A 26,111-nucleotide genomic window follows, 5' to 3' on the forward strand; every position below is an offset into this window, starting at 1 on the left:
ACCGAGAAGAGGGACAGCCTTTTTAGTACCTGATATAAAAAAATTAGCAACTTCCATTTTGACGTCAAGGTCATTGCCGTGTACAATCAATTAAGAGTAAAAATCCGACAGTGGTTACGGGGGAGGCGGCTGCAGAGAGATGCCGTGGAAAGCTTATCAATGGAAGAAGAGCCAACCTTTAACCGAGGATTACATCCATCATTTCGACCGTGTGTCGGCATTGTTTGATTATAATCCATGGGACAAAGGAAGTTTGCGCCGCCGCGCCGAAGCTGTCCGCCATACGGAAGCGAACCGGGCGGACCGGAAGCGTCTGGCAGAGGTGCTGATTGAATATAACCGCCGCATCGGCAACCGGGAGAAGGCGCTGAATGCGGCTGCAGGTCTGGCCGAGGAAAATTCACTTGCCGTAGTGGGGGGCCAGCAGGCCGGCTTGTTCGGAGGGCCGCTGCTTGTCATCTACAAAGCGGTCACCGTTCTTATCGCCGCCAGGCAAGCTCAGGCGGAACTGGGCACGCCGGTCGTACCGGTATTCTGGATTGCCGGAGAGGATCACGACTTCGACGAGGTCGACCACATCCAGGTGCAGCGTCCCGAACTGGACGTACATAAACTATCGATCCGCCGTCCGTGGAATCTCCGCACATCCGTCAGCCGCTGGCAGGCGGATGAGCAGACATGGGCGGAAGCGCTCCGCGCGCTGGATGTGTCGCTGCCGGACAGCCCGCACAAGACGGAGCTGCTGAGCCGGCTGCGCTCGTCTATGAACGGCCTGAGCACGCTCAGCGACACGTTCGCCGGCTGGATGGCCGCCCTGTTCGGCGACAGCGGGCTTGTCCTCCTCGATGCGGACGATCCCGCCCTGCGCAAGCTTGAGGCGCCGATGTTCACGCGTCTCGTCGGCGGCAACGAGCATCTCGCGGCCGCCCTGATGCGCGGCCGCCGGGAGCTTGAGGCGCTCGGCTATACGCCTCAAGTAGACGTGACCGACGAACAGTCGCATCTGTTCGTCATCGATCCGAGCGGCGAGCGGATCCTGCTGCAGCGCAGCGGGGAAGGCTTCGCCGACAAGAAAGACCTGCGCGCCTACAGCAGGGAAGAGCTGCTGGCCCTCGCGGAGACGGAGCCGGAACGCCTCAGCAACGGCGTTCTTTCCCGCCCGCTCATGCAGGAGTTCCTGCTTCCGGTGCTGGGCACCGTGCTCGGTCCCGCGGAGGTGGCCTACTGGGCGATGACGCGGGAAGCGTTCGCGCTGCACGGCATGACGATGCCGATCGTCCTGCCGCGGCTGGAGTTCACGCTCGTCGAGGATGCCGTCACGAAATGGATGGACCGGTACGACCTGTCCATGGATGACGTTACGGCGGGTATAGACGAGCGCAGAGAGGCCTGGCTTCGCGCGCAGAGTCCGTTCCCTGTCCGGGAACGCTTCGAAGAAGCGCGCGGGCGCGTGAAAGAGGTTTACACTCCTCTCGTGGACTCGCTTGCCGCAATCGAAGCGGGAATGCCGGAGCTGGGGCATACCAACCTCGATAAAATTGTTCGTCAGATCGATTATCTGGAACGCAAGGCGGAACAGGCGCTTGCCCGCCGGCACGATACGGCTTTATCCCAGTGGAAACGCATTGAGCTTGCTCTGATGCCGCTGGGTAAACCGCAGGAGCGGGTATATAACGTATGCGCTTATTTGAACCGGTACGGGGACACATGGCTCCAGGAGCTGCTTGAAGCGGATTTGCCGATGGACGGGGGCCACTACCTGGTTTATATTTAACTAGACAGCCTATATAATAGAAGATTTTAGCAATCGAGGAGGAATAGTTGGATGAACGCAGTAGAACGCAGCATCGTGGCGGATCAATCCCTGGCGCCCGAAGGGCATTTAAAAATCGATTGGGTTAAGGCGCATATGCCGGTACTAAACCGTATCCGCGAGCAGTTCGAGAAAGAACAGCCGTTTCGCGGCCTTAAAGTAGCCATTTCTCTTCACCTGGAAGCTAAAACCGCTTATCTGGCGAAAGTCGTTCAAGCGGGTGGAGCGGAAGTGACGATTACGGGAAGTAACCCGCTATCCACGCAGGACGACGTCTGCGCTGCTTTGGCGGAAGACGGCATTACCGTATTCGCCAAGTATAATCCGGACCCGCAGGAATACAAAGAGCTCATGATCAAAACGCTCGAAACGAAGCCGGACCTGATCATTGACGACGGCGGCGATCTGGTGACCATCCTTCACTCGGAGCGCAGAGACTTGCTTGAAGGGGTACGCGGCGGGGCCGAAGAAACGACGACCGGCATTCTGCGTCTGAAGGCGCTCGACAAGGAAGGCCGTCTGGAGTTCCCGATGGTGGCCGTTAACGATGCGTTCTGCAAGTACTTGTTCGACAACCGTTACGGAACCGGACAGTCCGTTTTCGACGGAATCAACCGCACGACCAACCTGGTAGTCGCCGGCAAAACCGTGGTCGTGGTCGGCTACGGCTGGTGCGGCAAAGGCGTCGCGATGCGCGCCAAAGGTCTGGGCGCTCAAGTGGTCGTTACCGAGATTGACGCGATTAAAGCGGTTGAGGCCTATATGGACGGATTTACGGTTCTTCCGATGTCCGAAGCGGCTAAAATCGGAGACTATTTCGTGACGGTAACGGGCAACCGCGATGTGATCCGAGGCGAACATTTCGAAGTGATGAAGGACGGGGCGATTTTGTCCAACGCCGGTCATTTCGATGTGGAGGTCAACAAACCCGAGCTGGCCGCCCAGTCTTCTTCCGTGCGTACGGTACGCCGTAACATCGAAGAATACCAGCTCAAAGACGGACGCAAAATCTACCTCCTGGCGGAAGGACGTCTCGTTAACCTAGCGGCGGGAGACGGTCATCCGGCGGAAATTATGGATATGACCTTCGCGCTTCAGGCGTTGTCGCTCAAGTACGTGAACGACCGTTACGGAGCGATCGGCAAAACTGTCGTGAATGTGCCTTATGAGCTTGACGAGCAGGTTGCTCGTTATAAGCTTGAGTCGCTCGGCATTTCCATCGACCGCCTTTCCGACGAGCAGAAGGCTTATCTGCAAAGCTGGCAGGAGCATTGATCTCTTGAATTGTTATGAAAAGCTTCTTGTTACCGGTACCTTAACCGGAAGCAAGAGGCTTTTTTTGTGGATTTTGTGCGGCAAACGGCTGAAAATGCAGCAAAACAAATACAAAATTTACCTTTCTGTTTGCAACATCCCGGATCAGAATGCGTCAAAAGAAATGAAATAGAAAAATATGGATAACCATAGGGGGTCTTATGACAAATAATTATCCGGCAGGTGGAAGGAAGCGGAACAGGGTCAGGGACGGCAAAACGGACAGCTTTAGGGTAGCGAGGGGATTGATCGCGGCACTGCTCATAGGTGCGAGCTTGACGGGATGCAGCTCTGCGGATAAGTTGGTTTCGACGGCCGATCAGAAATCGGGAGCCTCTGCAGCAACTTCCGCGAACACGGAATTAATGAAGAAAGAAGGCACGGCCAAGCAAGCCGACGGAAATACCGTTTCCCCGGCACCAGCCGCCGTTAATCCATCCATAACTCCGGCAGCCGCGGACGGATTTGACCGCAAGGTAATCTACAAGGGAAATCTCACAGCCGAAGTAGAGGACTACTCCAAAGCGCAGAAGGCTCTGCGTGAGCTGGTCACTGCGAGCGGCGCGTATATCCTGCAGTTCACCGAAGACAATACGTCTTCCGAAATAGGGGGTACGTTTACCATCAAAGTGGCGGCGGGAGGTTTCTCTTCCCTTCTCGACGGAATCGAGAAAATCAGCCCTACCCGGCAGAGAAACATAACGGGTCAGGACGTGACGGAGGAGTACGTGGACCTGACTTCCCGGCTTAAAGCGAAAAAGGTCGTGGAGTCCCGGCTGCTGGCTTTTATGGAGAAGGCGACGAAGTCCGACGAGCTGCTCGCCTTTTCGGCGGAGCTTGGCAAAGTCCAGGAAGAGATTGAACGGATCCAGGGGCGGATGCGTTTTCTGGATCAGAACGTGGAATATTCGACTGTAGAGCTGAAGCTGGTTCAGCCGAAAGAAGGCTCTCTTTTAAAAGGGAGCGGAACGCCTTTCGGAAAGCAGATCGGAAGTACATTTATGAATAGCAGTAAAATAATGTTTACTGTATTGAAAGCATCTCTTATTTTTCTCGCTGCACTCTTGCCTGTTGCTGTTGTGGCTTTACTTTTGGGATTGCCAGTTTATAAAATAATATTGAAAAGAAAAAAGCGAACTGGTTTCTTCAAACAGAAGAATCTATCTATAGAACTTGACGATAAGCAGACGGATAAAGCTATAAATTCGGAACAACAATCAGACAAAGTTAACAGTAGTCCATTAACAAATGAAAACGATGAAGCCATAGAAGAAAAGTGAAATTCAGGAGCATACGAAGACAGTTATGGCGAGCATTAAATATTTACAATTGCTTTTTGATTAAATAATTAAAAGTGGTTGTACAGGTAAACTTCCTGCACAACCACTTTTAATTATTTAATTCATATTAACGAAAGATATTGTTGGATGGTAGATATTATTAATTTAAAACAACAAATTCCTCCGTTTCCCAGTCCCCAAGCCAAGTATCCCAGTCGCCGTAGGCATATATTTTTAAACGAACCATAAATGTACCCTGGCTGTATTTGCTAACGATATTATCAATATCAACTTTATATTGACCGGTGGAGGAAGAAGCAAAGGTTCCGCTAGTTGACCAAACTTGTACCCAACTATCTGAACCAGTTTTCTTGCCAAGCACTAGCTCGTAGTATGTTGCTCCTGGACTTGATTTTTCAGCAGTAATTCCTATGTACGAATCACTTGCGGGATAAGTAGCGGTTCGATCTGTATAAACCCTTGCAGTAACCCCATTCTTTGTCTGCCAACCGGAACTTGCAGTGGGTGTAACTAAGTCAGCATTGATTTTACTCACTTCTGAATTGCTAGTAGCTATGTTTACTTCGTATGGTATTTTTTCGTCGCTATGAGCTGAAACGAGTGAGGGTATGGCTAATGTCACAATACTGCTTGCTAGAATGATGAATGATTTCAATTTTTACTTACCTCCCAATATTTACTAAATAAAACATAATATTATAGTTGATTCTTGTCAATGTTTTTCTTACCGGTGATTTAAATTATGCTTGATATTGTTTTTACAGCCGACTTATCCACAAAATGAGAAAAATTAATTTTAACCGATTTATGCTTCTGAGAAGGATTTTACGTGTAAATGAAGAAGTAAACATACTGAAGTGGAGAAAAGTGGTGCAAAGTGGGGCGAAAGGGGTGAGGGTCAATGTTTATGGGGGAATACCAGCATAACATTGACGAGAAGGGCCGGCTTATTATACCGGCTAAATTTCGCGAAGCCCTCGGAGTATCCTTTGTCGTCACCCGCGGTTTGGACCAATGTTTGTTTGTGTACCCTAAGTCTGAGTGGAGCGTTCTTGAACAGAAGCTGAAAGCACTGCCGCTTATGAAAGCCGATGCGCGCGCTTTTACGCGTTTTTTCTTTTCGGGGGCCACGGAAAGCGAGCTGGACAAGCAGGGAAGGGTCAATATTCCGAACAACCTGGTGGAGCATGCCAAACTCGAGAAAGACTGCGTGGTGCTCGGCGTTTCCAATCGAGTCGAGATTTGGAGCAAGTCGGTTTGGGAAAGCTATTTTGAGCAGTCGGAACAGTCTTTTAACGAAATTGCCGAGAAACTGGTTGATTTCGATTTTGACTTATAACATCACGAGTAAGCTCTGCGAGTTACTTAGGGAGGGAATTGGGTTTGTTTCATCACATCACCGTTTTGAAAGAAGAAGCAGTAGACGGTCTACACATACAACCTGACGGCGTATACGTGGATTGTACGCTGGGAGGGGCGGGGCACAGTTCCTTAATCGCCTCCAGACTGGGACCCGATGGTCTTCTGATAGCTCTGGATCAGGACGATGCGGCACTTGCGAACGCCGAGCATACACTCGCGCCCTACCGGGACCGGGTCAAAATTGTCAAAACGAATTTTCGCCGGATTGAAGAAGTGCTCCGGGATGAGCCGAGAGCATTCCGTGACGGGGCTCCGCAGGTGAACGGAATTTTGTTTGACCTTGGAGTCTCCTCGCCTCAGCTCGATGAGGCGGAAAGAGGGTTCAGTTACCACCAGGAAGCCGAATTGGATATGCGCATGGACCGCAGTTCGGAGCTTACCGCCAAGATCATCGTCAACGAGTGGCCGGAAGCTGAGATCGCCCGCATCTTGTTCGTATACGGGGAAGAGAAATTTTCCCGCCGTATAGCGGGCGCGATTGTACGAGCCAGGGCCGCCGGCCCGATCGAAACGACAAGCCAGCTCGTCGAGCTCATCAAGGAAGGCATCCCCGCAGCCGCGCGGAGAACCGGCGGGCACCCCGCCAAACGAAGCTTCCAGGCTTTGCGGATTGCCGTCAACGACGAGCTGGGGGCTTTCGAGGACGCGCTGCATCAGTCGGTGCGCTGCCTGGCTCCCGGCGGACGGATATCCGTCATTACGTTCCATTCGCTTGAGGATCGTATATGTAAACAAATTTTTAGCAGCTATGTGGGTCGGTGCACCTGCCCTCCGGATTTCCCTATGTGCGTATGCGGAAACACCGGCGTGGTGAAGCTTGTGAACCGGAAGCCGATTACAGCAGGTTCTGCTGAACTCGAACACAATACCAGAGCCAGATCAGCCAAATTACGAATCGCAGAAAAGCTGTAATCAGGAGGAATTTATGCCGGGATATATCCAAGGAAATTTAGCCGAAAAGTCGACAGCAACCAGTCAACGCGTGACCGTACGGGAAACGAAGAAAGTGATTGTCAAAAACAAGCCGCTGCCTGTTGGAGAGAAGCTCCTGTATTTGCTTCTGGTTATAGTCTGTGTGCTCGTTGCGACGGGCATCGTATGGCGCTACACAACCATCTATCAGATCAACAGCGAAATTAAGACGGCGAAGACAGATATCACAACGCTCAAAGCGGAGAACGATGCCAACCAGCAGGAAGTTCAGAAGCTGAAGGACCCGGAAAGACTTGAAGCCATCGCGAAAGAAAAAGGGCTCAAGCCTGCCGGTGACGATCAGGTCAGACAGGTGACGCCTGGCTCGGGTCAAGCCTCCATAGATAAGAAAAGTTCCGTCGCGGCGGGTCGCTAGCGGACAGGTAATTTCGATTTGAGGTGGGGACGTACATGGTCAAGAAAATGAAAATGCGCTCACTACTAATTGGAGGGGTTTTTACCCTTCTTTTTATTGTTTTTTTAGGCCGGATTTTATGGATCCAGGGAGTGAGCGCGAGCAAACTTCTTAACGAAGCGGAGAAAAGGTGGGAAACGGACAGAGTCGTACCGGCCGAGAGGGGCAAGATTCTTGACCGGGAAGGCCGGATTCTGGCCGAGGAGGTTCCGGCCTATTCGGTTTCGCTGAATCCGAAAGTAATCTACCTGACAGGTCTCGCGGACGATATAACGGCCGGACTGACGGAAATTTTGAAAGACAACTCGGATTCTCCCGACCTGTCCGACAAAATCAAAGGCTTGGCTACGAAAAAAAGAGCGGTAGACCCCGCGGCTGCTCAATCAAGTACAACGAATGCGGCCGGGGATGACAAGAAAGACAACAAGAAAGACGCGAAAAAAGAGCCGAAGCCCGAGGATGCGTATCTTGTTAATGTCGAGGTCAATAACGAAGGCAAAAACATCGACAAAGCGAAGGCCGATCAGGTGCAGCAACTCGTCAAGACGCTCCAGCAGAAACTGAATGATAAAGATAAAAAGAAATACGGGACGCAGGCCGATGTGGGGATTTATCTGACGACCGGGAAGAAGCGTTATTACCCGGGCAATTCTTTGGCCGCGCACATCCTCGGGTATACAAACCGTGAAGGCAAAGCGAGCATGGGCATCGAAGCGCAGCTGGACGACCAGCTCAAAGGAACACCGGGCTCGCTCAGCTACAACAGCGATAAGAACGGTGTCGAGCTCGTTCAAAGCAAATCCGTTTATGTGCCTCCCGTTAACGGGAATCACGTTAAGCTGACGATCGACAAAAACATCCAATATTATATGGAGAACGCTCTCTCTAAAGTTATGGATCAATGGCATCCGAAAGGCCTGATGGCGATTGCGGCCGATCCGAAGACGATGGAAATTTTGGGGATGGCCAGTTACCCGAATTACAACCCGAATGAATTTTGGAAGGGCGGAGACCAGACCAATCACAACGTTCAGTCCCAGTACGAGCCGGGTTCCACGTTTAAGCTGGTAACACTGGCGGCTACGGTGGAGGAGGGGATTTTTGATCCGGAAGCTAAATTTAAATCGGGATCCGTACAAGTTCCCGGCCGAAAACCGGTTTATGATCACAACAGAATCGGATGGGGGCCTATTAAGTACATAGAGGGGCTGAAAAGGTCCAGTAACGTTGCTTTTGTCAATTTGGGCTATAAAATGCTTGGCGTCGAGCGTTTGAAGGATTATATAGACCGGTTCGGTTTCGGCAAAAAAACAAATATCGATTTGTACGGCGAAGTTGCCGGACAGACGAACCTTGCCTATGAAGTCGACTATGCGGCGGCCACGTACGGACAAGCATTGACGGCAACGGCCATTCAGGAAGCGGCCGCGTATGGAGCGATCGCAAACGGCGGCAAGCTGATGTGGCCGCATGTCGTGAAGGAAATTATCGACCCGAAGACCCAGCAGCCTATCCAGAAAATAGAGCCTAAAGTCGTCGGGCAGCCGGTCAGCGCAGCGACGGCTAAAAAAGTGGGCGAATATCTGGAACAGGTCGTAGCGGATCAGGTTGTGGGGACCGGTAAAGACGCCTACATCGAAGGCTACCGGATCGCAGGGAAAACCGGTACCGCCAATAAGGTTATCCCCGGGCAGAAAGGCTATGCGGCCAACAAGTGGGTCATTTCCTTTGCCGGCTTTGCGCCGGTCGAAGATCCGCAGTTCGTTCTTATCATTATCGCCGACGAGCCGGAGCTTGGAAATAACTACCTGCTCGGCCACTATGTGGCGGCTCCGGCTTTCAAAGAAATCATGCAGAACTCGCTCCGCTACTTGCGGATCCCGTCCAGCAAGCAGCAGGCGCAGGTCACGCCGGTTCAAACGTCCACGCAGAAGGCGCTGGACTTCGGCAATATGACGGCCGCCCAGGCGAAAGCCGCGGCGGAACGCGCCGGAGTGGACATCGAAACCGTAGGCCAGGGGGCCAAGGTTGTAGCCCAGTACCCGAAAGCCGGCACCGAGATCGGTCCTTACCAGCGGGTATACCTTGCCATGCAGGCGCCCGCGGAGATCGCGGTACCGGATATGAAGGGCAAGGCGCTGCGGGACGCGCTCGAGCTTTGCGCGCTGCTCGGCATCCGCACCGCCAGCACCGGCGAAGGCTACGTAGTCTCCCAGGCTTTGCAGGGCGAGGGCACGGAACGCGTGCTTACGCTGCAGCTTCAGCCTCTGGGGGGAGAAGTCCTAACGCCGCCGGAAGAGAAGCAGGCCGTCCCGGAAAAGTCCGAATAAGTCGGACGTGCCTGTTCTATCCCCTGCTTGTTCGGAATAGTCATGAGAAGAACGGTCATGACTTGTCTGGAAGGGGAGCGTATCCATGCGAGTGTCCAGCTTTACCGTGCGGCGCCGGTTGTTCGCCGCACTCATTTTGGGAACGGTCTTGTTCGCCGCTCTGATCATCCGGCTGGCGTACGTACAGCTGTGGCTCGGCCCCGGCTTGTCGGCCAAAGCGGAGGATTCCTGGCGGAGGGAGATTCCCTTTGCGGCCAACCGCGGCGAGATATGGGACCGAAACGGGGAGAAACTGGCGTATAACATCAGCACGCCGTCCGTAATGGCCATCCCGGTCCAGCTTAAAGATCCGAATGCAACGGCGGCCAAGCTTGCGGAAGTTTTACAGGCACCCGTCGATTCGATTTACAAGCAGATTACGAAGCGGGAGCGCATCAACGAGATCAAGCCCGCCGGACGGAAAATTACGCTGGAGAAAGCGCAGGAGATTAAAGCGCTGAACCTGCCCGGTATCGTGGTAGCGGGGGATAACCGCCGTTATTATCCGTTCGGCAGTCTCGCGGCGCATATTCTCGGTTTCACGGGAACGTACAATCAGGGACTGACGGGTGTGGAGAGCAAGTATGATAAGCTTCTCACCGGTATCAAAGGCAATGTTTCTTATCTGGCAGATGCTGCCAATCGCAAAATGCCGGGTTCCACCGAACAGTATAGTGAGCCGAAAGACGGTCTGAACCTGCAGTTGACGATCGACCAGCATTTGCAGGCGGTGCTTGAGCGGGAGCTGGACCAGGCTATGGTGAAATACCAGCCGAAGCATGCCATCGCCATCATGATGGATCCGAACAACGGCGAGATTCTCGCGATGGGCAGCCGGCCGACTTACGAGCCCGGAAACTTCGCGGAATACCCGGTCGAGACATATAACCGGAATCTTCCGATCTGGATGACGTACGAGCCCGGCTCGACTTTCAAAATCATTACGCTGGCCGCCGCGCTGGAGGAGAAGAAAGTCGATCTGAAAAACGAAAGATTCCATGATCCGGGCGCCATCGAAGTCGGCGGAGCGCGGCTGCGCTGCTGGAAACGGGGCGGACACGGAAGCGAATCGTTCCTGGAAGTTGTGGAAAATTCCTGCAACCCCGGTTTTGTCGTGCTGGGACAGCGCCTGGGAAAAGAAACACTGTTCGACTATATCAAGCGTTTCGGCTTCGGAAGAAAAACCGGAATCGACCTCGGCGGAGAAGAGAACGGAATTATGTTCAGACCTTCTCAGGTGGGGCCGGTCGAGCTTGCGACGACAGCTTTCGGACAGGGCGTCTCCGTAACGCCGATTCAGCAGATTTCAGCCGTTTCGGCGGCGATTAACGGGGGTAAGTTATTCAAGCCGCATGTCGCCAAATCATGGATCGAGCCCGAAACGGGGCGTGTGATAGAAACGGTCAAACCGGAGCTGGTGGATACCGTAATCTCGGAAGCGACGTCGAAGCAGGTCCGCGAGGCGCTGGAAAGCGTCGTGGCGAAAGGAACCGGCGGCAATGCGTTCATCGACGGCTACCGGGTCGGCGGCAAAACAGGGACGGCCCAGAAAGTCGTGAACGGCCGCTATTCGCCGAATGAGCATATCGTGTCTTTTATCGGATTCGCTCCGGCCGACAACCCGAAGGTGGTTGTTTATGCCGCTGTCGACGATCCCCAGGGCATCCAGTTCGGCGGCCTGATCGCAGCGCCGCTGGTCAAAAGCATCATGCAGGATGCGCTCCGGTATATGAAAGTGGAGCCGGACAAAAACCAGCTGGCCAAAAAATATAAATATGGCGAAACGCCGATTGTAGAAGTGCCCGATCTGGTGGGAGCCACCGTTCAGGATATCTACGAAGACCTGAATTCCGACTTCCTGATTGCCAAGTCCGGCACGGGAAATACGGTGATCAGCCAGGCGCCGAAGCCGGGGACGAGAGTAGACCGGGGTTCAACAATTCGTGTATACTTATCTAATCCGCCGGAAGGCGCTATGGACAAAAAAGAGGGGCGCTGATTGTTTCGGCGCTTCTTTCTTGTCAGGCTTTTGTCCATACTGATAGAAAGAACACATAGAATAGCAAATGAAACGTGCCAATGGTGGGAGGCGATTTGACATGAAGCTGAAGGAATTGGCTTCTCAGCTTTTAATTTGTCAACTCATAGGTGAAGAGACAACAGAAATATCAGGCATCGCTACCGATTCCCGTCAAGTACGCCCCGGTGATTTATTCGTCTGTGTGCCCGGATTCGTATCCGACGGCCACGACTTCGCTCCGAAGGCGGTAGATCTCGGGGCGTCAGCGCTTGTGACGGAACGGAAACTGGACCTTGATGTTCCGCAGTTGATCGTTAAGGATGCCAGATACGCGATGTCGGTTTTGTCGGCCTGCGTGTACGGGTATCCGAGCCGGAAGATGAAAGTGATCGGCATCACGGGGACGAACGGCAAAACGACGACAAGTTTTCTGGTCGAGCATATATTACGGGACCAGGGCTTCCGGACGGGGCTCATGGGAACGATTTCCGCCAAGATCGGTTCGGAGTTTATCCCGATGGAACGCACGACGATGGAAGCTTCCGATCTGCAGCGCACCTTCGGGCTTATGGCGGACGAAGGCACCGACTACTGTGTCATGGAAGTGTCTTCCCATGCGCTTGATCTGGGCCGGGTCAAAGGCGTCCGTTTCCGCGGAGCCGTTTTTACAAATTTGACGCAGGATCATCTGGATTATCACGAAACGATGGATAAATATGAGGCGGCCAAAGGACTTCTGTTCTCACGCATGGGGAACGAGTTTACAGGGGACGCCGGAGATAAACAGTATGCGGTGTTAAACGCGGATGACCCTTCGGCGGAGCGTCTGGCCAAGTTGACCGCGGCCGAAGTCATTACATACGGAGTTAACCGGGATTGCGACGTCAGAGCATCCAACATACGCATTACGGCCAAAGGAACGGAATTCGATGTGGTTTCCTTTGCGGGAACGGAGCCGATGCGCATGAAGCTCGTAGGCTTGTTTAACGTCTATAATGCGCTGGCAGCCATTTCCGTATCCCTTGCCGAAGGACTTTCTCTGTCCCAAATCCGGGAAAGCCTCGGCACGATGCCGGGAGTGGACGGGCGCATGGAGATTGTCGATGAAGGCCAGGAGTTTCTCGTCCTGGTGGATTACGCGCACACGCCCGACGGTCTCCGGAACGCGCTCGGTTCCATACGCGAATTCGCCCAGGGGCGGATCAGATGCGTATTCGGATGCGGGGGTGACCGTGACCGGACGAAGCGTCCTCTCATGGGAAAAGTGACGGGGGAACTTAGCGACGACGTGTATGTCACCTCGGACAATCCGCGGACGGAAGATCCCGGCGCGATCCTGCTCGACATCGTTCCCGGGCTGGTCGAAGCGGGCCTGGACGAGAGCCGTTACAAGCTTCTTGTCGACAGACCGGAAGCGATCCAAAAGGCTATTGAAGAGGCAGGCCCTCACGATGTAGTATTGATAGCGGGAAAAGGACATGAAACCTACCAGGATATCGCCGGGGTCAAGCACGATTTCGATGACAGGCTGATAGCCCGTGCCGCCTTAAGGAGGTTACATTCATGAAAAAGCTTCCTTTAACGGCTATAGCCGAGCTGGCAGGCGCGAAGCTTCTGATGCCGCGGGGTACGGAGAACGGCGCCGGCGGGATCTTGATTGACGCGGTATCCACAGATACGCGTACGATCGCGCCCGGAAGCCTGTTCGTTCCGCTCGTCGGAGAACGCTTCGACGGGCACGAATTCGCGACGGATGCCGCCGCCAAAGGCGCTTCGGCCGCATTGTGGCTGGAAAGCCGGCAGGAAGGCCGCCCCGAAGGACTGCCGCTTCTTCTGGTAGACGATACGCTTTCCGCCCTGCAGAAGCTTGCGCACGCGTACCGGAAAACCTTGAACGTTAAAGTGGTCGGCATTACCGGCAGCAACGGCAAAACAACGACGAAAGATATGATGGGGGCTGTCCTCGGTACGGTATACAACGTACACAGAACCAAAGGCAACTTGAACAATCACATCGGACTGCCGCTGACGCTTCTCCAGCTTGACGGCACGACGGAAGTGGCCGTGGTCGAAATGGGCATGAGCGGGCGCGGAGAAATCGAGCTGCTCTCCGAAATCGCCGAGCCGGATATCGCGGTCATTACGATGATCGGGGACGCTCATCTGCTGCAGCTCGGGTCCCGCGAGGAGATTGCCCGCGCCAAGACGGAAATTCTCAGCGGCCTCAAAGACGGCGGCACCTATGTGTTCCACGGGGATGAGCCGCTTCTGCCGCTCGTGCTTCCGGAAATGAAGCAGCCCGCACGTTTAAGCCAGATCCGTTTCGGACGCGGTCATACGAACGATTTGTACCCGACTTTTATCCAAATGGACGGGGAGGGCACCCATTTCTCGATCAATCCGCGCGGTTCGGAAAGCGACAAGGATGCGCAGAAGTACTATATTCCGCTTCTTGGCGAACATAATGTCGACAACGCGCTGGCGGCTATCGCCGTCGGCACCGTACTGGGAGTTCCCGATGCGGACATACGCAGAGGGCTGGCCGGCATGCAGATGACCGGCATGAGAATCGAGAAACTTCTTACCCCCGGCGGAGTGACCGTACTCAATGATGCTTACAACGCTTCCCCAAGCTCCATGAAGGCGTCCATCCGGCTCGTCGAGCAGTTGGAAGGATATCCGCGCAAGTATGTGGTCCTTGCCGATATGCTGGAGCTGGGCGAGGATGAGGTCCGGTATCACCGGGAGATCGGCTCCCTTTTGTCGCCCGGCGCTTTGGCAGGCGTATATGCTTACGGGCCGCTCGGCAGGCAGATCGCGGAAGCCGCGCAAGAATCGTTCGGCCCGGATCGTGTCCGCTGGTTTGAAGATAAAGCGGAATTAATCGCCGAGCTCCAGGCCGCATTAATACCGGGGGATCTTCTTCTCATTAAAGGGTCCCGCGGGATGAAGCTGGAGGAAGTGGCGGAGGCGCTTCTCGCAAAATAGGCGGAGGCGCCGCAACCTGGCGGCGTCTGCCGCCGTCAGAGAAGCAGAAGAGCAAACTCATCCGGCATGGACCGGCAGCTGCTGAATCGGCAGGCTTAACCGCTTGCCGTCTCTATACCCGAATCGAAACACGGAGCAGCTTTCCGGCAGGAGAGCTTGTAGGAGGATATCAAACGTGGAGTTAAAAGTGATCTTATTCACGATGGGAGTCGCATTTCTGCTCGCTCTTATCATGGGCCCTCTGTTCATTCCGCTTCTTCGGAGACTGAAGTTCGGACAGACCATTCGTACGGAAGGCCCGCAAAGCCATCAGAAAAAACAAGGAACGCCGACCATGGGGGGCATTATCATCCTGATCGCGCTCGCGATTGCGGCGCTCCGGTTTGCCGACAGCAACACCGAGCTTTGGATTTTGCTGATCGCCTCGCTTGGATACGGACTCGTCGGTTTTCTCGATGACTATATCAAAATTGTGTTCAAGCGCTCTCTCGGCCTTACGGCCAAGCAGAAGCTCATCGGCCAGCTGGTCGTATCCGCGGTCGTCTGCGTGCTGCTTGTTACGTCCGGTCACAGCACATCTTTGTTCGTACCCGTGCTGGACGTCTCCTTCGACACTGGCTGGCTGTATTTCCCTCTGATGACGATCCTGATGCTCGGAGCATCCAATGCGGTCAATTTTACGGACGGCCTTGACGGGCTGCTTGCGGGTACGAGCGCGATTGCGTTCGGCGCTTTTACGATCATCGCGATGAACAATACTCAACCGGAAGCGGCTATCTTTTCCGCGGCCATGGTGGGCGGCGTTCTCGGATTTCTTGTGTTCAATGCGCACCCGGCAAAAGTATTTATGGGCGATACCGGTTCGCTGGGAATCGGCGGGGGGCTGGTAGCCGTAGCGATCATGACCAAAGCGGAGCTTCTGCTTGCGGTTATCGGCGGCGTTTTTCTGATTGAGATCTTATCGGTTGTCATCCAGGTTATTTCCTTTAAAACGACAGGCAAACGCGTCTTTAGAATGAGCCCGATTCACCATCACTTTGAACTGGTCGGCTGGTCCGAGTGGCGGGTTGTCACCACTTTCTGGGCAGCAGGTCTTGTTTTGGCGGCACTGGGACTATACATGAATGAGGTGTTGTAGCAAATGAAGCATCCGAGTGAGTACCGGGGGAAGAAAGTGGTCGTACTCGGCCTGGCCCGCAGCGGGGTTGCGGCGGCCAAGTTTTTTCATGAAATGGGAGCGGACGTAACGGTCAATGACCGGAAAACGCGTGATACGAGTCCCGAGGCCGACGAACTGGAAGCCTTGGGAATTTCTGTTGTCTGCGGGGGGCATCCGCCTGAACTGGTGGGAGAGGACACGGCCCTTATCGTCAAAAATCCCGGCATTCCTTACGGGGCGCCGCCGGTCGTCCAGGCTGCCGAGCACGGAATCGAAGTGGTAACGGAAGTGGAAGTGGCCTACCATATCTGCTCGGCGCCGATGATCGGGATTACGGGGAGCAACGGCAAAACCACCACCACGACGATGGTCGGCCTGATGCTGGAGCGGGGGAAGCTGAACCCTATCGTAGCGGGTAACATCGGCCGGGCTTTGACGGAAGCGGCGGCGGAAGCGAAACCGTCCGATTGGATGGTCGTGGAGCTGAGCAGCTTCCAGCTTAAAGGCACGCGGGAGTTCCGGCCGAAAATCGCCTGCCTGCTCAATATATACGAAACTCATCTGGACTATCACGGCTCCATGGAAGACTATGTAGCCTCGAAAGCCAAGCTGTTTGCGAATCAGAAGCAGGATGATGTTGCGGTGCTGAACGCCGATGTCGAGGTATGCAGGAAGCTGGCCGGTGAAGTATCTTCGAAAGTCCTTTTGTTTTCCACGCAGCGCGAGCTGGACAAAGGGGTTTACCTTTCCGGGGACGGCGTGCTGACTTACCGGGATGCAGAGGGCGGTACATACCCGATTTTACCTGCCAAAGAGCTGGGCATTCGCGGTTCTCACAACATCGAGAATGCCCTTGCGGCATCCGCCGTCGCTTTAAGCGTAGGGGCGCCGGTCGAGGCGATCGCCGATGTCCTGCGGACTTTCCGCGGCGTGGAACACCGCCTCGAATTCGTTGGAGAATTCGGCGGCGCCGCCTACTACAACGATTCGAAGGCGACGAATCCCGCCGCTACGACGAAAACCGTCGAATCGTTCGACCGGAGCGTCATACTGATCGCCGGCGGTTTGGACCGCGGATCGGACTACAAAGAAATGATTCCGCTGCTGGCATCGCGCGTGAAAGCCGTCGTAACCCTCGGCGAAACGCGCGAGAAAATAAACCGTGCTGCCCGAGAAGCCGGATTGACCGCCATCGAAACGGTCGATACTGCTAACAGCACGGAAGCGATGGACGAAGCCGTTCGGGCGGCGAGCAAGCTGGCAGGGGAGGGAGACATCGTTCTGCTCTCTCCGGCATGCGCCAGCTGGGATATGTTTGCTTCTTACGAAGAACGGGGACGCATGTTTAAGGAGTCCGTGCATAATCTGTAAGGAACGGGTAGTCAAGCCTTCTTCGTCCGCTTCCGGATTGCGGCAGCGTCAGTCAGCCTAGTTTCAGGCTACAGGCACCCGATATTCTTATTCGTAAGAGGTGTCTCTATGGCTAAAGCGCGTTCCGCTCCGGATGTATGGATTCTGGTTTCGACTCTGCTGATTTTGACGATCGGCGTAATTATGGTGTACAGTGCCAGCGGAGTGCTGGCCTTCCGTGAATTTGGCGACTGGTTTTATTATTTGAAAAGGCAGCTGCTGTTCGCCGTGCTCGGTATCGTGGCCATGTTTTTTACGATGAACACGGACTACTGGGTCTGGAAAAAGTACGCGAAGGTCGGCCTGCTCATTTGTTTCGGCCTTCTGCTGGCGGTTCTGATTCCGGGAATAGGCGTGGTCCGCGGCGGCGCCCGGAGCTGGCTCGGAATCGGGTCGTTCGGGATTCAGCCTTCCGAATTTATGAAAATCGGCATGATTGTTTTTCTGGCCAAGCTGTTGTCCGACAGACAGTCCCAGATCACCCTGTTTACGAAAGGGCTGCTTCCGCCTCTGGGGCTGGTGGGACTTGCCTTCGGATTGATCATGCTGCAGCCGGATCTTGGCACCGGGGCGGTTCTGGTCGGCGCTTCCCTGCTGGTGATCTATACGGCAGGGGCCCGTATTCTTCATTTATCTTATCTTGCCATGGCTGGCGTCGCGGGCTTCGTCGGTCTGATTATCGCGGCCCCTTACCGGCTGCAGCGGATCACGGCCTTTATGGACCCGTGGTCCGATCCGCTGGGAGCGGGCTATCAGTCCATCCAGTCGCTATACGCGATCGGACCGGGCGGGCTGGCCGGACTGGGGCTCGGAATGAGCAGGCAGAAGTACAGCTACCTGCCCGAGCCCCAGACGGACTTTATTTTCTCGATCATCGCCGAGGAACTCGGTTTTATCGGCGGTGCGGCCGTCCTGATCCTGTTCACGATTCTCGTGTGGAGAGGCATGCGTACGGCTATTACAGCACCCGACACGTTCGGCAGTCTTGTTGCCGTCGGCATTGTGGGTATGATCGCCGTGCAGGTGATTATCAATATCGGCGTCGTGATCGGAATGTTTCCCGTTACGGGGATAACCCTGCCGCTTATCAGCGCCGGGGGCTCGTCTCTTACTCTGATGCTGACGTCGATCGGCGTGCTGCTCAACATATCCCGCTATTCGAGGTGAAACGAATGCGTATCGTATTCAGCGGGGGAGGAACCGGCGGTCATGTTTACCCGGCTTTGGCCATTGGGGAACAATGCCTGCAGGACCACCCCGATTCGAAATTTTTATACATCGGCACAAGCTCCGGCCTGGAGCGCGACATTGTCGCGCGTTCCGGGCTGGATATGCCTTTTGAAGCCGTAGAAATTACAGGGTTCCGTCGCAAGCTGGCGTCTCTGGACAACGTTAAAACCGTGCTGCGCTTTCTGCGCGGTGTGGGCCGTGCCAAAAGCCTGCTCCGGGAATTCAAACCCGATGCGGTGGTAGGCACGGGCGGATATGTTTGCGGTCCGGTACTCTATGCGGCCGCCAAGCTGGGCATTCCTACGCTCGTGCATGAGCAGAATGCCATCGCTGGACTTACGAACCGCTTTCTGAGCCGCTACGTGTCGACGGTAGCCGTCAGCTTCCGGGGGACGGAAGGAATCTTCCCCCAGGCCAAAAGAGTCGTCTACACGGGCAATCCGCGCGCCACGTCCATGGTGAATGCGGACGCGGCCCGGGGCTTCTCCTCGCTCGGATTGCCGCCGGACGCCAGGCTCGTTGTCGTTGTGGGAGGGAGCCGGGGAGCCAAAGCCATTAACGACGCGATGGTCGAACTGGCTCCGCTCGTCCATGAACTGCCCGGTGTGCGGTTCGTATTCGGAACGGGTCAGCCTTATTTCGAATCGACCGCACAGCGGATTCAGGAAGCGGCAGGTTCGATTCCGGACAATCTTCAAGTGCTGCCGTACATTCATAACATGCCGGAGGTTTTGGCGGCGTCCAAGCTTGTCGTAAACCGTGCCGGAGCGTCTACTATGGCGGAGATTACCGCCCTTGGGATTCCTTCCATATTAATTCCGTCGCCGAACGTGACGAACAATCATCAGGAGCACAATGCCCGTTCTCTTTCCGACGAGGGAGGCTCCGTAACGCTGCTTGAGAAAGATTTAAGCGGCAGGGTCCTTTTCGATCAAATTAACAAAATTATGGAAGATTCCGTCCGTTGGGAACATATGGCGAAGCAGTCGGCAAGGATGGGCCAGCGGGATTCCGCCGCGCTTGTCTTCCGGGAGCTTGAACGTATTGCATCCGCTGGTCAACGGCGGCCCTAGAAGGCTGCACGATCAAGCTTTTGCAGCGAACCGGATGGGCCATTGTCACACTCTATCCGATTTAACATAAACTACACTATAACCGTGGCAGACACCTAAGGCAAAGCCGCCCGAACCGACTCCCGCTCTTGCCGGTAACGTACGTATAACCGGGAACCGAAGAATCCGGGTAAGGGGCTTTACAACCTTGAGTTCTGTGAAGGAGGTTTTCCCATGCACCAGTTAATTTCAGACTTGCAAGCGGCTCAGGTGGGTGAGGTCCTGAAGAACGAGAAGCTGGCACCGTACACAACCTGGAAAATCGGCGGTCCTGCCGATCTGCTCGTTATTCCGCAGGATAAACAGAAGCTGGTTGAGACGATCCGGCTGCTCGGGCAGCACAAAGTTCCCTGGACTGTAATCGGACGCGGCTCCAACCTGCTCGTGGGGGATAAGGGGATCCGGGGCGTTGTTATCAAATTAAGCCGGGCTCTGGAGACGCTGCGTTTCGACGGCAGCACCGTCTATGCGGGAGGAGCCTACTCGTTTATCAAGTTATCCGTCATGACCGGCAAGGAAGGGTTAACGGGACTCGAATTCGCCGGAGGTATTCCGGGATCGGTGGGAGGCGCCGTTTACATGAACGCGGGGGCTCATGGTTCTGATGTGTCACGCATTCTTAAACAGGCCGAAGTGCTGCTGGACACAGGGGAGTTGATCACCATGCAGAACAGCGATCTGCAGTTTGCTTACCGGCATTCGGTGCTGCATACACTGCCAGGCATCGTAACGGAAGCGGTCTTCGAACTGCAGCCGGGCGACCGGAAGGAGATCGCGGGCGCGATGGCGGCGTACAAGGACCGCCGGCTCAGAACGCAGCCGCTGCAACTTGCCGTCGCAGGCAGCGTGTTCCGCAATCCGCCGGGCAATCATGCCGCCAGGCTGATCGAAGAGGCGGGCTTGAAGGGCACGCGGGTGGGCGGTGCGGAGATTTCTCCGCTGCATGCCAATTTCATTGTGAATACCGGAAATGCATCGGCCGAGGATGTTCTGGCCCTCATTGCTTTGGCGCAGAAGACCGTGCGGGAGAAATCCGGTGTGGAGCTGCAGCCTGAGGTACTGGTGATGGGCGAGAGGTAATTCGGAGGTGAGACATTGGAGAAGTTGGTAATCGAAGGTGGCATTCCCCTCTCGGGAGCCGTACGGATCCAAGGTGCCAAAAATGCGGCGCTTCCTATTCTTGCAGCCAGCATAATGGCGTCTGGAACCCACACGCTGCGCAATGTCCCGAAGCTGCTCGACATTGAAGTCATGCTCGGCATACTCCGTTCCCTGGGGTGCAGCGCCGAGCATAAAGAAGACACGGTTGTGGTGGACACAACCAGTTTGAACAGCACGCACGTTCCGGAAGAACTGATGAAGCAGATGCGTTCGTCCATCTTTCTGATGGGTCCGCTGCTTTCGCGCTTCGGAACCGTCCAGGTTTATCAGCCCGGCGGCTGTGCGATCGGCGAACGCAAAATCGATCTCCATCTGAGAGGATTGCAGGCGCTCGGGGTTACGATCGAGGAATCCGGCAGCACGATTATTTGCACTGCCGAGGATCTGAAAGGCGCCGATATCACGCTTGATTTTCCGAGCGTGGGGGCCACCGAGAACATCATGATGGCGGCCGTTCTGGCCGACGGGATTACAACCATCTCCAACGCCGCACGGGAGCCTGAAATCCAGGATCTCCAAAACTTCCTGAATGAGATGGGGGCGGACATTATCGGTGCGGGGACCGATACTATAACTATACGTGGCGTCCGCTCTTTACATGCCTGCACGTACCGGATCATACCGGACCGGATCGTCGCCGGTACCTTCATGGTGGCGGCCGCCGCCACGAAGGGAAGCGTAACGCTGGAAGGAGTATGCCCCCAGCATCTGAATGCCGCCATTCACGTGCTGAGACGCGCAGGTGTTCAAATTACGGTGCACGATGATATAATAAACGTGCACGCTCCGGCTCGGCCGCGTGCGGTCGAGCGTATCGTAACCGCGCCGCATCCGTCTTTTCCGACAGACTTGCAGTCGCAGGTTATGGTACTCCTTTCCCTAGCAGATGGAATCAGTATAATGAAAGAAACCATTTTCGAGAGCCGGTTCAAGCATGTGGATGAACTCACCCGGATGGGAGCGGACATTCGCGTGGATTTCAACTCGGCGTTTATACGCGGTGTACCGAGGCTCTACGGGGCTACGGTCGAGGCTACCGATCTCCGGGCCGGTGCCGCCCTTGTCATAGCGGGGCTTGCCGCGCACGGCACTACCGTCGTGGAGCAAATCCACCATGTCGACAGAGGGTACGACCGGATCGAAGAAATGCTCACCCGGCTGGGTGCCCGCATTCGGCGACTGGCGCCCGTACCGGACGAAGCGCCGGTTACCGGTGAATAATGCAGTGCCTCTAGTCCCTTCCTGCCAACAGGAGGGGATAAGAGGATTTTACACGTTCACAAGGCTATGCAATAGGAAGCGGGGGTGTCAGGCTTGCCAGAAGAGAATAAAGTTCCGGTGCTGCCGAACCCTAAACCGAGAAGGACACGCGCCAACCGGAAGCTGCTTACGCTCTTGTTTCTGTTTTTCGTAACGATTCTCGCCGTACTCTTTTTTCGTTCGTCCTTAAGCCGGGTCAGTGAAATCAAGATCCAAGGCAACGAGCTGCTTTCTTCCGAGGAAATCGGACAAGCCGCCGCCGTCCGGAACGGCGATCATTTTTTTGCGGTCGGGTCAGAGAGCGTACGCGCGAGGGTTGCCGCACTCCGTATGGTTCAGTCCGTTGAAGTTTCCAAGCGTTTTCCCGGACAAATTAACATCGTGGTGCATGAGTATCCGCGCGTAGCGTTCCAGTTCGGCGCGGACGGCGTGAAGCAGGCGGTACTCGCCGACGGCTCCGCCGTGCCCGTCGCCAAAGAGGATATGCCGGTGGACAAGCCCATTTTGACCGGCTGGACTGAGAACGATCCTAACCGGATCGCTCTTTGCAAAGCCCTGGCATCCATTCCTTCCGGGTATTTATCGGACATTTCGGAGATACGCCCCGACCCGTCGGAAGCCTACAAGGACAAGATCAAGATGTATACCCGTACCAAGTTCGAAGTCGTGACGACGGTCGGTTATCTTCCGAACAAAATTATGAACTTGTCCGCTTACATCACGAGCATGCAGGGAAGCGAAGTGAATTCCGGTATTCTGGTGCTGCTGGAAACAGACGATCACATGCCGCTGGATACGGGTTCCGCCGGTAACAAGGGCAAGACCGGTACGGCCTCGACCAAAAAGCCCGAACCCACTATGAAGCCGGACGGAAGCGTAAAACCGACTTCCACGCCCAAGAAGAATACGTCCGGGAAGACCGACACGGGCGGCAAGGGGGACGGCAGCGACGCCGTAAACACCCCGAAGGGATCGCCTGCTCCCGAGTAGGTGAATCCCGCCTGACAGACCTTCTTATTTAAAGGAAGGGATTGGTAACAGGCATCCTTGCGCCCTGCAATCTATGAATTTTTTAAGGGAGGAATCGATAGGGTAGCGCACTGCTTTTCAAACGGCCCAAAACCGAACGAAAGGCGCGTCATTCATGAATTTTTCAGGGATTTCTCAGGAAAATATTACTATCCAGCCTATTAAATTAGTGTTAGAATTGATTTTATGGTATTCTATTTTTACCCGGTCTAGAACCAAAAATAGAGGAATTACAGCATTCACAAAAAAAATGTAGAAATAAAGAGGGAAACCAGCCGTCATGTTGAATAAGTAGAAAGCAGACGGGCTGTGCCCTGATTTCATTTAACAGGAGGTGCCAAAGCTTGAGCAACAATGACATCATTGTTAGTTTAGACATCGGTACATCCAAAGTTCGTGCTATTATTGGGGAAGTCGTAAACGGAACCATTAATATAATAGGGGTAGGATCAGCCGACTCGGAAGGCATCCGCAAAGGTGCCATCGTTGATATCGACCAGACCGTTCAATCGATCCGATCCGCGATCGATCATGCCGAACGCATGGTGGGCATACAAATTTCTGATGTTTACGTCGGGATAACGGGAAACCATATCGCTCTTCAGGACAGCCACGGGGTTGTGGCGGTATCCAATGAAGACCGCGAAATCGGCGAAGAAGATATCGAACGGGTTATACAAGCGGCTAGAGTCATAGCGCTGCCTCCTGAGCGCGAAATTATCGGAGTAGTACCTAACCAATACTTAGTGGACGGCCAGGAAGGCATACACGAACCAAGAGGGATGATCGGGGTCAGGCTTGAAGTCGAATCCACGATTATTACCGGAGCCAAAACAGGCATACATAACCTGCTTCGCGTTGTTGAGAAATCCGGACTGAAGGTGGCAGGACTTATATTAATGTCACTGGCCTCCGGACAGCTTGCGCTTTCCAAGGACGAGAAATCGATAGGAACCGTATTGGTCGATATCGGAGCAGGTTCGACTACGATTGCCGTTTTCGATCAAGGCAATCTTGTCGCAACATCGACGCTGCCTATCGGCGGCGATTTCATTACCAACGACATATCCATCGGGCTCCGCACCCAAATGGACATTGCGGAAAAAATCAAGCTTAAATACGGCTGCGCGACGATTCAAGATTCCGCGCCGGATCAGGTGTTTAAAGTGAACCGGATCGGCAGCCAGGTGGACAAGGAATTTTCCCAGGTCGATCTGGCGAATATCATTGAACCCCGTGTTCAGGAAATTTTCCATCTGATCCGCGCAGAAGCCAGCCGGTTAGGATACAGCGACCCCGCCGGAGGTTACGTCCTCACGGGAGGCACCGTGTCCCTGCCGGGGACTCTTGTCATTGCACAGGAAGAGCTGGCTGCTCCCGTACGTATCGCAGTGCCCGATTATATCGGAGTACGCGACCCGGCTTACACAAGCGGAGTGGGGATCATCCAGTTTGTTTGCAAGTTTTTGCGTAACCGTCCGGTTACGGCGCCCAAGAAGCAAACGGCCAACAAACCTGCCAGTGTCAAAACACCCCAGACTGAAGCGAGCCCTGGCTGGTTCGATAAAGTCAAAAATTTCCTTAAGGAATTTATCTGACGGGAAAAGCTCTGCTGTTTCTGAAAGCATCTTTCCCGGTTATGGATACAAGTGTCCCGCCGCCGGCTCTGCAATCCGCAGCCGGTGGAGGGGGCACACGCACAGACACGCTTCGAAAACGCGTTTCATGCTTTGTGCGAGATCTTACGATTACCGTGCCGACAGGCACGTTACCCATTTTGAGCGTACAGCTCACGGAAAGTTAAGTTAGGGGGACATTGACTGCTATGTTTGAATTTGATCTGGATATGGAACAATTGGCCCAGATAAAAGTCATCGGTGTGGGCGGCGGCGGCAGTAATGCAGTTAACCGGATGATCGAGAATGGAGTGCAGGGTGTCGAATTCATTACGGTGAACACCGATGCACAGGCACTTCATCTGGCCAAATCGGAGCATAAGCTCCAAATCGGTGATAAATTAACGCGCGGCTTGGGAGCCGGCGCCAACCCCGATGTGGGGAAGAAAGCCGCTGAAGAATCACGCGATTTAATTATGAACACGCTCAAAGGCGCCGATATGGTCTTCGTAACGGCAGGCATGGGCGGCGGAACCGGCACGGGCGCCGCTCCCGTAATCGCGGAAATCGCGAAAGAATGCGGCGCGCTGACGGTAGGTGTCGTCACCCGCCCGTTCACATTCGAAGGCCGCAAACGTGCCGCTCAGGCTGAGCAGGGCATCGCGGCGCTCAAAGAAAAAGTGGACACGCTTATCGTTATTCCGAACGACCGTCTCCTTGAGATCGTAGACAAGAAGACGCCTATGTTGGAAGCGTTCCGCGAAGCGGATAACGTTCTTCGTCAAGGGGTGCAGGGGATTTCCGACCTGATCGCCGTACCGGGTCTTATCAACCTGGACTTTGCCGACGTAAAAACCATTATGACCGAGCGTGGTTCGGCTCTTATGGGTATCGGTATCGCGACAGGCGAGAATCGTGCCGCCGAAGCCGCCAAGAAGGCCATCATGAGCCCACTGCTTGAAACCTCTATCGAGGGTGCTCGCGGCGTTTTGATGAACATCACGGGCGGTACAAATCTTAGCCTCTATGAAGTGAACGAAGCCGCAGATATCGTGGCATCGGCCTCCGACATTGAGGTGAACATGATTTTCGGTGCGGTAATCAACGAGAATCTCAAAGAAGAGATTATGGTAACCGTTATTGCTACCGGGTTCCAGGACAAGCCGCAGCAGCAGCAGCCTCCTCAACCGCAGAACCGCCGTCAAGGCGGCGTACAACCGCCGCCGCAGCAGGAGACTCCGGCTGAAACTCAGCAGCGCGTGAACAATCTGCGGCCGTTCGGCGGACAACCGGGAGACCTGGAAGTACCGACGTTCCTGCGCAACCGCGGGCGTAACAATCTCGACAAATAATTCCCTTACGGGAATGGCATAGGTGGAGAGCAGCAAGCCGAGCCCTCCCGGAAAAGCCGTCACAACTGACCTAAGGTCAGTTGTGACGGCTTTTTCTTTTCCCCCACTATGCGACAAAAATAGTTGGCGGACTCCGGCACGTTTAGACAGACTTTGAATTCGTCTTTT

At 54.6% G+C, this 26,111-nt stretch carries 20 protein-coding genes; 19 read left to right on the forward strand and 1 reads right to left on the reverse strand.

Going from position 1 to position 26,111, the window contains the following annotated elements:
- Positions 1-139 precede the first annotated feature (139 nt).
- The 3 genes from bshC (at position 140) to C4S74_RS01540 (ending at position 4,407) form a co-directional block, all read left to right on the forward strand.
- Positions 140-1,774 (forward strand): bacillithiol biosynthesis cysteine-adding enzyme BshC, encoded by a 1,635-nt coding sequence (gene bshC, locus C4S74_RS01530; protein WP_103993606.1) that lies wholly within the window; start codon positions 140-142, stop codon positions 1,772-1,774.
- Positions 1,775-1,825: 51 nt separating this feature from the next.
- Positions 1,826-3,088 carry an adenosylhomocysteinase gene (locus C4S74_RS01535; protein WP_103993607.1) on the forward strand — a complete coding sequence of 421 codons (1,263 nt, stop codon included), beginning with the start codon at positions 1,826-1,828 and terminating at the stop codon, positions 3,086-3,088.
- A 200-nt stretch (positions 3,089-3,288) separates the two neighbouring features.
- On the forward strand, positions 3,289-4,407 hold the full coding sequence (locus tag C4S74_RS01540; RefSeq protein WP_103993608.1) for a DUF4349 domain-containing protein: 1,119 nt from the start codon (positions 3,289-3,291) through the stop codon (positions 4,405-4,407).
- 160 nt (positions 4,408-4,567) lie between these two features.
- Here the strand turns inward: C4S74_RS01540 and C4S74_RS01545 are convergent, their stop codons facing one another.
- Positions 4,568-5,083, reverse strand: a complete 516-nt coding sequence (locus C4S74_RS01545; protein ID WP_103993609.1) for a hypothetical protein — start codon at positions 5,081-5,083, stop codon at positions 4,568-4,570.
- 246 nt (positions 5,084-5,329) lie between these two features.
- Between C4S74_RS01545 and mraZ the strand changes: the two genes are divergently transcribed.
- The 16 genes from mraZ (at position 5,330) to ftsZ (ending at position 25,943) form a co-directional block, all read left to right on the forward strand.
- Positions 5,330-5,767 carry a division/cell wall cluster transcriptional repressor MraZ gene (mraZ, locus tag C4S74_RS01550; protein ID WP_009671842.1) on the forward strand — a complete coding sequence of 146 codons (438 nt, stop codon included), beginning with the start codon at positions 5,330-5,332 and terminating at the stop codon, positions 5,765-5,767.
- Positions 5,768-5,811: 44 nt separating this feature from the next.
- Complete coding sequence (rsmH, locus tag C4S74_RS01555; protein ID WP_103993610.1) at positions 5,812-6,762, forward strand: 16S rRNA (cytosine(1402)-N(4))-methyltransferase RsmH; 951 nt, start codon at positions 5,812-5,814, stop codon at positions 6,760-6,762.
- Positions 6,763-6,775: 13 nt separating this feature from the next.
- Positions 6,776-7,198, forward strand: a complete 423-nt coding sequence (ftsL, locus tag C4S74_RS01560; RefSeq protein WP_103993611.1) for a cell division protein FtsL — start codon at positions 6,776-6,778, stop codon at positions 7,196-7,198.
- A 131-nt stretch (positions 7,199-7,329) separates the two neighbouring features.
- Positions 7,330-9,567 carry a penicillin-binding transpeptidase domain-containing protein gene (locus C4S74_RS01565; RefSeq protein WP_258042351.1) on the forward strand — a complete coding sequence of 746 codons (2,238 nt, stop codon included), beginning with the start codon at positions 7,330-7,332 and terminating at the stop codon, positions 9,565-9,567.
- Between the two features lie 85 nt (positions 9,568-9,652).
- Positions 9,653-11,605 (forward strand): stage V sporulation protein D, encoded by a 1,953-nt coding sequence (locus C4S74_RS01570; protein ID WP_103993613.1) that lies wholly within the window; start codon positions 9,653-9,655, stop codon positions 11,603-11,605.
- Positions 11,606-11,705: 100 nt separating this feature from the next.
- Positions 11,706-13,193, forward strand: a complete 1,488-nt coding sequence (locus tag C4S74_RS01575) for a UDP-N-acetylmuramoyl-L-alanyl-D-glutamate--2,6-diaminopimelate ligase (protein ID WP_103993614.1) — start codon at positions 11,706-11,708, stop codon at positions 13,191-13,193.
- A 50-nt stretch (positions 13,194-13,243) separates the two neighbouring features.
- Entirely contained in the window at positions 13,244-14,614 is a 1,371-nt protein-coding gene (murF, locus tag C4S74_RS01580; protein ID WP_374755389.1) for a UDP-N-acetylmuramoyl-tripeptide--D-alanyl-D-alanine ligase, read from the forward strand.
- A 175-nt stretch (positions 14,615-14,789) separates the two neighbouring features.
- Complete coding sequence (gene mraY, locus C4S74_RS01585; RefSeq protein WP_103993616.1) at positions 14,790-15,752, forward strand: phospho-N-acetylmuramoyl-pentapeptide-transferase; 963 nt, start codon at positions 14,790-14,792, stop codon at positions 15,750-15,752.
- A 3-nt stretch (positions 15,753-15,755) separates the two neighbouring features.
- On the forward strand, positions 15,756-17,144 hold the full coding sequence (murD, locus tag C4S74_RS01590) for a UDP-N-acetylmuramoyl-L-alanine--D-glutamate ligase (protein WP_103993617.1): 1,389 nt from the start codon (positions 15,756-15,758) through the stop codon (positions 17,142-17,144).
- Positions 17,145-17,252: 108 nt separating this feature from the next.
- On the forward strand, positions 17,253-18,350 hold the full coding sequence (gene spoVE / locus C4S74_RS01595) for a stage V sporulation protein E (protein ID WP_103993618.1): 1,098 nt from the start codon (positions 17,253-17,255) through the stop codon (positions 18,348-18,350).
- Between the two features lie 5 nt (positions 18,351-18,355).
- Positions 18,356-19,486 (forward strand): undecaprenyldiphospho-muramoylpentapeptide beta-N-acetylglucosaminyltransferase, encoded by a 1,131-nt coding sequence (gene murG / locus C4S74_RS01600; protein WP_103993619.1) that lies wholly within the window; start codon positions 18,356-18,358, stop codon positions 19,484-19,486.
- Positions 19,487-19,699: 213 nt separating this feature from the next.
- Entirely contained in the window at positions 19,700-20,605 is a 906-nt protein-coding gene (gene murB, locus C4S74_RS01605; protein WP_103993620.1) for a UDP-N-acetylmuramate dehydrogenase, read from the forward strand.
- 15 nt (positions 20,606-20,620) lie between these two features.
- Entirely contained in the window at positions 20,621-21,907 is a 1,287-nt protein-coding gene (gene murA / locus C4S74_RS01610) for a UDP-N-acetylglucosamine 1-carboxyvinyltransferase (protein WP_103993621.1), read from the forward strand.
- Between the two features lie 84 nt (positions 21,908-21,991).
- The gene (locus C4S74_RS01615; protein WP_103993622.1) at positions 21,992-22,936 is read left to right on the forward strand and encodes a cell division protein FtsQ/DivIB; all 945 of its coding nucleotides are present in this window, start codon (positions 21,992-21,994) and stop codon (positions 22,934-22,936) included.
- A 383-nt stretch (positions 22,937-23,319) separates the two neighbouring features.
- Positions 23,320-24,573, forward strand: a complete 1,254-nt coding sequence (gene ftsA / locus C4S74_RS01620) for a cell division protein FtsA (RefSeq protein WP_009671845.1) — start codon at positions 23,320-23,322, stop codon at positions 24,571-24,573.
- Between the two features lie 227 nt (positions 24,574-24,800).
- Positions 24,801-25,943, forward strand: a complete 1,143-nt coding sequence (ftsZ, locus tag C4S74_RS01625; protein WP_103993623.1) for a cell division protein FtsZ — start codon at positions 24,801-24,803, stop codon at positions 25,941-25,943.
- Positions 25,944-26,111 lie beyond the last annotated feature (168 nt).

Origin of the sequence: Paenibacillus sp. UNC499MF, from assembly GCF_900107975.1 — a bacterium.
Classification (GTDB): Bacteria; Bacillota; Bacilli; order Paenibacillales; family NBRC-103111; genus Paenibacillus_F.

Coding starts and splice junctions, on each gene's coding strand:
- bshC (WP_103993606.1), top strand. CDS start 140: ATGCCGTGGAAAGCTTATCAATGGAAGAAGAGCCAACCTTTAACCGAG.
- C4S74_RS01535 (WP_103993607.1), top strand. CDS start 1,826: ATGAACGCAGTAGAACGCAGCATCGTGGCGGATCAATCCCTGGCGCCC.
- C4S74_RS01540 (WP_103993608.1), top strand. CDS start 3,289: ATGACAAATAATTATCCGGCAGGTGGAAGGAAGCGGAACAGGGTCAGG.
- mraZ (WP_009671842.1), top strand. CDS start 5,330: ATGTTTATGGGGGAATACCAGCATAACATTGACGAGAAGGGCCGGCTT.
- ftsL (WP_103993611.1), top strand. CDS start 6,776: ATGCCGGGATATATCCAAGGAAATTTAGCCGAAAAGTCGACAGCAACC.
- C4S74_RS01570 (WP_103993613.1), top strand. CDS start 9,653: ATGCGAGTGTCCAGCTTTACCGTGCGGCGCCGGTTGTTCGCCGCACTC.
- C4S74_RS01575 (WP_103993614.1), top strand. CDS start 11,706: ATGAAGCTGAAGGAATTGGCTTCTCAGCTTTTAATTTGTCAACTCATA.
- murF (WP_374755389.1), top strand. CDS start 13,244: ATGCCGCGGGGTACGGAGAACGGCGCCGGCGGGATCTTGATTGACGCG.
- murD (WP_103993617.1), top strand. CDS start 15,756: ATGAAGCATCCGAGTGAGTACCGGGGGAAGAAAGTGGTCGTACTCGGC.
- spoVE (WP_103993618.1), top strand. CDS start 17,253: ATGGCTAAAGCGCGTTCCGCTCCGGATGTATGGATTCTGGTTTCGACT.
- murG (WP_103993619.1), top strand. CDS start 18,356: ATGCGTATCGTATTCAGCGGGGGAGGAACCGGCGGTCATGTTTACCCG.
- murB (WP_103993620.1), top strand. CDS start 19,700: ATGCACCAGTTAATTTCAGACTTGCAAGCGGCTCAGGTGGGTGAGGTC.
- ftsZ (WP_103993623.1), top strand. CDS start 24,801: ATGTTTGAATTTGATCTGGATATGGAACAATTGGCCCAGATAAAAGTC.